This is a genomic window from Nostoc sp. (assembly GCF_036917275.1).
Lineage (GTDB): Bacteria > Cyanobacteriota > Cyanobacteriia > Cyanobacteriales > Nostocaceae > Nostoc.
On the sequence record NZ_JBALDF010000048.1, the window covers coordinates 123,273 to 129,800 of the forward strand.

The following is a 6,528-nucleotide window of genomic DNA, read 5'->3' on the forward strand; positions in this document are numbered from 1 at the left end:
AAAAGCATTGAGTATTACTTTTACGCCCACAAACAACTTAACACTGCCAGCAGCTTGGCATCGCCTCACTCCGATTTGGCAAGGAGGGGAGGAAATAATTCAACAAAGTTTGCCTCATACTCAGCTAGCACCTGCTTGGCAGCTAATGCTTTTGGGTGACGGCTCTCCAACACGTCATCTAGAATTGCTCACAGGTGAGCCTGTAGAAGTAGATGTAATTGATATGTCATTGATTGGCATGGACTTGGATGGTGCGCCTGAATTAATCCAAACTGTCCCAGGGCCACGACTACGGCGACAAGTGTGGCTGCGTACTGCTTCTGGTCAACGATTAGCCTATGCCACTTCGTGGTGGGAAGCCAGTCATGTACATGAGTATTTGCAAAACCGTTCATTACCAATTTGGGCTAGTTTGGCTCGTCTTCGCACAGAGTTGTATCGGGATGTTCGAGGAATTTACTACGGTGACTCATCGGCGCTAGAGTCTGGTTTTGATGTAACTGGGCCTTTTTGGGGTCGCCATTACTTGTTTTGGCATCATGGACAGCCACTGACTTTAATTTATGAAGTTTTTTCGCCTTATTTAACCAAATATTTGGGAGCTATGCAATTAAATTCAAAAAATCAGTAAAAAGCCTGAAGAGAATATTGCTTTTGAGTTTTGATTACTATTTAAATAACTCAGGACTTACGCAAAAAATCGCCGAAAAGCTTAATTTATTGTAGACACGTAGTGGCTTGCCCTAAGCTACCACCAAGATGAGAAGTAACTGGCAGCGGTATTGTAAAAGACCTACGAGTAATTTACCCAAACAAGCGATGCCTACGGCAACCCGTACCACTTCGTAGCGGCGACCACAGGAGCTGCGGGAACGCCTAAAAGTAGAAACAGGAAATCCCAGATGAAGTATTTGAGATTGGTAAAAATCTAAAATAGAGTCATCCCCCAAAACCAACCATGATTCAACTTAAAACCCAACTCACCCTCGAAAAATTTCTCGCACTTCCGGAAGGAGAAATCATCTACGAACTCATTGATGGAGAAGCTGTTCCCAAATTCAAAAACGATGTAATGTCACCAAAATTTTTTCATAGTTCTATAACAGGTGCGTTATTTATACTATTGTCTGCATGGGCGCAAGCAAAGGGACGAGTTGTAATTAAATGGGCAATTAAGCTAACACGAAATCAACAAGACTGGGTTCCTGTACCAGATTTGACATATATTTCTTATAACCGTCTTTCTGCTGATTGGTTGCAAGATGAAGCTTGTCCTGTTGCACCGGAATTAGTCATTGAAATTATTTCCCCTGGTCAAACTTTCGGAGAAATGACAGAAAAAGCAACTGATTATCTAAAAGCTAAAGTTCAACGAGTTTGGATTATTGATACTAGAGCAAAAACTATTACTATTTTTTATCCTGATATTCTCCCTCAAACTAAACGCGGTACTGATAGGTTAGAAGATTCCTTATTTGAAGGGTTAGAAATTACGCCTCAAAAAATTTTCCAACAAGCAAGAATTTCCGACTGATGTTAGCAACAAAAGCACGAGGAAAGGTTTAATGAATACTGTTGTGCTAAATCTAGAACCGATTGCTCATTTAACCGATGAGCAATTTTATCAGTTGTGTATTGCCAATCGTGATTTAAGCCTGGAAATGAATGCAGCCGGAGAATTAATCATTATGCCACCAGTAGGAGGAGAAAGCGGAAATCAAGAAGCAGATTTAATTACAGACTTAAATAATTGGAATCGTCAAGCTAAATTAGGGAAAGTTTTTAGTTCTTCAACTATCTTTATACTTCCCAACGGTGCAAAACGTTCCCCTGATGCTGTTTGGGTAAAATTGGAGCGCTGGGAAGCTTTAACGCCAGAAGAACGAAAAAAGTTTCCGCCACTTGTACCCGACTTTGTGATTGAACTGTGTTCGGAGACAGATCGGCTTGCACTGATTCAAGAGAAAATGCAGGAATACATCAAAAATGGTCTGCGTTTGGGTTGGCTGATTAATCCTCAAGATGCAAGAGTGGAAATTTACCGACTTTTGAAGGCTGTAGAAGTTGTGCAAATGCCAGCGATTCTTTCTGGAGAAGATATATTACCTGGATTTGAGTTGCAAGTATAGGTAGGCGATAAGCTTTCAGGGCATAGCTTTGCCTACCACATTGTCAATCTAAAAGATGCGATCGCTTATTAAAAATTGTAGCCAAAGATACTTCATATTCCTTTCTCTGGAGCGAACGCTTTGCTAACCCAGAGGAATGTCACCTAATCATAACTTGCAGCTTTGTCCAGTTAGTTATATTCTCAAATTGCTTGGACTAACGGATTTACTTGCGGAAACTTTCCGACTGAGGAATCAATCTTAGGGAAACGTCCTACGAAATTCAACAAAGCGTGTTAAAAATGGTAACTGAGCCAAAAACACAGCTTTTTAAAGACTCGGGAAGGTTTATTACGGAAATATCATCTGTGTCTAGGATGGAGAATTTTATGCAGTTAACTGCCCTAGATAACGAGAAAGTTTTTGGTTAACTTAACCAATTAAACAAGTAATGAGTTTGCAAGTATAAGGTATAGGTTTCAATGGCACCGCCTCTTGTGTCTGTTCCGATGAAGAAAAATAAGAAACCGTCTCTGGTGCTGACGCTCTCGGCTGCTGGGCTATTGATTGGTGCAGGGAGTATAGGATACTGGTTGTTAAGCCAGAGACAACCACTTTCTGGCGAGCTAGTAGGTGCAAATATTATTCCTGGTGATGCCCTGTTTGCGGTTTCTCTGACAACAGATCCCCAGCAGTGGCAGAAATTGCGGCAGTTTGGGACAAAAGAAACCCAAGCAGAACTGGATAAAAATTTAGTCCAATTGCGCGATCGCTTTCTGACTAATAATGGTTACGACTTCCAGAAAGATGTCGCTCCTTGGGTAGGCGATGACGTCACAATCGCATTTCTTGCCCCAGACACAGTGAGTAAACCTGCGCCCAAACCAGTTGCTACCACCGATGAAGATACTGCTAACGATCAGCAGTCGATGGTAATGGTATTGCCAGTGAAAGACCCAGAAATCGCCAAAAACATTTTGGCACGACCGAAAACCCTTAAACAAGGCAAATGGATTGACCGTATTTATCAAGGAATCGCCATCAAACAAAGTGAGGGACAAGCAGGGGAGAACTTCTCAGCGGCATTATTAGATGGGCGTTTTTTAGTCATAACTGATAGTCCCAAAGCCACAGAACGAGCAATTGACGCCTACAAAAATAAAACATCCCTAGCCACAACAGGGGGCTTTGCTGAGAATTTTCCGAAAATTGCCAATTACCAACCCTTTGCCCAGTTTTACGTAAATGTGCCAACAGCAGCCAAAATAGCCGCAGCTTCTCCAAACCGCCCAATACCAGCTCAAGTTTTGGCTCAACTGCAAAATAACCAAGGTTTAGCGGGGACAATGACCTTAGAGCCAGAAGGAATTCGCTTCAAGGGCGTTTCTTGGCTAAACCCTAATAGTCAACGGGTGCTGGCGGTGGAAAACAAAGCTGGGAAAATGCAAAGCCGTGTCCCAGCGGAAACCTTAATGATGCTCTCTGGCGGTAACTTACAGAGGTTGTGGGGAGATTACGTTTTAACATCTCAGGGAAATCCCCTCTCGCCGATCGCACCAGAACAGATTAGAGGTGGGATAAAATCTCTTACCAATCTCGATTTAGATAAGGATTTGCTCAGTTGGATGAAAGGCGAATTTTCTTTATCAGTGATTCCTACTACTCCAAAACAAGGTTCACCAGGTGATTTTCGCGCGGGTTTAGTGTTCATGGTAGAGGGAAGCAATCGCCAATCAGCTGAAGCATCGATAAAACAGCTTGATGACGTGATGAAAAATCAATACCAGTTCCAAGTCCAATCGGCAAAAGTCGCAGGTCAACCTGTTATAAACTGGGTTTCACCTTATGGTACGTTAACTGCCACCCACGGCTGGTTAGATGGAGATGTCGCCTTTCTAGTAGTGGGCGCTCCGATCACTGATAAAATTGTTCCCCAACCCAATAACACACTAGCTAGCACTCTTCCCTTTCAACAAACAGTTCCTACAGAACCAAATCCGACAAATGGTCAATTTTTCTTGGATGTGGAACGAACTGTGAAAAATTTCCCTTTACCAACTCTAATCCCCAATCAAGAAACTTTGCTAGATGCAACGCGGTCAATTGGGATGACATCTGCTGTCAGCGACAGTCGCAGTAACCGTTATGACATTTTTATTGCACTCAAAAAAGTTACCAACATGACTACATTGCCTAGTCCAGAAAGGAGTAAGAGCAGTTCTGCTATACCATCTACAATTTCTCCATAACAGCAATTGGAATTAGGAGATTAATCGCGTCTTTACTCCTAACTCTTAACTTTCCCCTGTTTCATGACCCTGTAAGCATATAGGATCAGAACAGTCAGAATCTATATTTAAAATCATCCACGGAGAGAACACTTTATGAATCTAGTTGTACTCCAGAACTGGCTGGACAATGCTTCCTTTGCCATACTATTCCTGACAATGCTGGTGTATTGGGGAGGAGCGGCTTTTCCGAATCTGCCTTATCTAGCCGCTTTGGGGACAGCTGGGATGGCGATCGCTAATTTGTGCATGGCTACTCTACTAGGGGCACGATGGATAGAAGCTGGTTACTTTCCCTTAAGTAATTTGTATGAATCTCTGTTTTTCTTAACTTGGGGAATTACCACAGTCCATCTAATTGCTGAAAGTAGTAGCCGTAGCCGCTTAGTAGGAGTTGTTACAGCTCCTGTGGCAATGGCGATCGCTGCTTTTGCTACTATGACATTACCATCCCAGATGCAAGCGTCAGAACCCCTAGTACCTGCCTTGAAATCAAATTGGTTGATGATGCATGTCAGCGTCATGATGTTGAGTTATTCTGCTTTGATGGTGGGCGCGTTATTAGCGATCGCTTTTTTAGTTGTTACTCGTGGTAAAAACATCCAACTACAAGGTAGTTCTGTAGGTACTGGTGGCTATCGCAGCAACGGCTACCGCTTACACAAAGCATCTGAACTAATTTCTCAACCACCAGCCCTTTCTGCCGAAAATAACGGTTTTGCTCGTTTTGAAACTAGTAGCAACGGCAACGGTAATGCTAACACCGCTGTTTTGAATTTAGTAACTACCTCTGAGCCTCAAATAGCATCTGCTGAACCCCTTTCACCCCAGCGCCTTAGCCTTGCCGAAACCCTCGACAACATCAGCTATCGCATCATTGGGCTAGGATTTCCCCTGCTGACAATTGGGATCATTGCTGGTGGCGTTTGGGCTAACGAAGCTTGGGGTTCCTACTGGAGTTGGGACCCCAAAGAAACTTGGGCATTAATCACCTGGTTAGTTTTCGCCGCCTACCTCCACGCCCGAATTACTCGCGGTTGGCAAGGGCGTCGTCCTGCAATTTTAGCCTCGACGGGCTTTGTTGTTGTTTGGGTTTGCTATCTCGGTGTAAATCTGTTAGGTAAAGGTTTACATTCTTACGGTTGGTTCTTTTAATAACCGTTTAAATAAAACTACCTCACCCACGCTACCGCGCACCCTCCCCGATGCTTTGGGGAGGGGTAACGCAAGAGTTATAGGCTAATTTACTGGACATTAAATTATTACTGAATTGTTATTTGAGCAGCACTAAATCTATAAAATCATCATTAGACTTCTTGCATAAGTCGAATAGACCCCCCTTAGTCCCACGCCACTTGCTACAACGGAGGGAACCTCCGCAACACAGTGGCTCCCCTTATAAAGGGGGGAAACTTGAAATCTTGCCCCCTCCCCTTCATAAGGGGAGGGTTGGGGAGGGGTGATTCAAGGATTTTTGCAAGAGGTCTATTTTGTTTCGGATGAACTGTTATATCTCTAGAAAATATAGATTTATTGACAGGAGATTTTTATGGAAGATGGATTCGAGAGACTAAACCATGATGAAGTTGTGTCTATAGAACCAGACACTTTTAATAAATTAAATATTGCTAAAACCTTTAAAGTCCGTGATTTGATTACAGCAATTAAGGAATTTATTGGAGCAGAAGAGACAGATGAAGTAAATTTGTATACCAAAGGATTAAATTGTGAAGTTTTGCAATTTAGTACTTTGGGATGGAAAAAAGGAAAAGTTAGACTTGCTTTAGAATTTTGTCCTGATGAATCTGAGTCACCACTTGATGAAATTTTTCAAAAACTAAAACAAGTAGAAAACGAATACCCAATAAGCGATCACACTAAAGTCTGAGAACCCTAGTCACTTTCTGCTAGTCTACGGTGTAAACACAAGTCTTGTAGAGTTGCCCTATAAGTTTTTGATCCCCCAACTCCACTTAAAAAGTTACGGTGTACACACAAGTCGGAAATATTTTACGAACCTGGGTTTAGACTCTTGTATTACCCCACCCTAACCCTCCCCGATATATTGGGGAGGGAACCAGATTTCCGGCTTCCCCCTAATACATCCTACGGTGTACACACAAGTCTGAAGT

The 6,528-nt window shown here is 42.6% G+C and carries 6 protein-coding genes; all 6 read left to right on the forward strand.

All coding sequences use genetic code 11. From position 1 onward, the window contains the following. Positions 1-7: 7 nt before the first annotated feature. Positions 8-631, forward strand: a complete 624-nt coding sequence (locus tag V7K35_RS18730) for a chorismate lyase (protein ID WP_335080691.1) — start codon at positions 8-10, stop codon at positions 629-631. 327 nt (positions 632-958) lie between these two features. Next, the gene (locus tag V7K35_RS18735) at positions 959-1,534 is read left to right on the forward strand and encodes a Uma2 family endonuclease (protein WP_335080692.1); all 576 of its coding nucleotides are present in this window, start codon (positions 959-961) and stop codon (positions 1,532-1,534) included. Positions 1,535-1,565: 31 nt separating this feature from the next. Further along, on the forward strand, positions 1,566-2,129 hold the full coding sequence (locus V7K35_RS18740) for a Uma2 family endonuclease (RefSeq protein ID WP_335080693.1): 564 nt from the start codon (positions 1,566-1,568) through the stop codon (positions 2,127-2,129). 461 nt (positions 2,130-2,590) lie between these two features. Continuing rightward, positions 2,591-4,357: a DUF3352 domain-containing protein gene (locus V7K35_RS18745; protein ID WP_335080694.1), complete on the forward strand. Its 1,767-nt coding sequence runs from the start codon at positions 2,591-2,593 to the stop codon at positions 4,355-4,357. Between the two features lie 135 nt (positions 4,358-4,492). Beyond that, complete coding sequence (gene ccsB, locus V7K35_RS18750; protein ID WP_335080695.1) at positions 4,493-5,551, forward strand: c-type cytochrome biogenesis protein CcsB; 1,059 nt, start codon at positions 4,493-4,495, stop codon at positions 5,549-5,551. Between the two features lie 394 nt (positions 5,552-5,945). After that, positions 5,946-6,284 carry a KGK domain-containing protein gene (locus V7K35_RS18755; RefSeq protein WP_335080696.1) on the forward strand — a complete coding sequence of 113 codons (339 nt, stop codon included), beginning with the start codon at positions 5,946-5,948 and terminating at the stop codon, positions 6,282-6,284. The last annotated feature ends 244 nt before the right edge of the window (positions 6,285-6,528 follow it).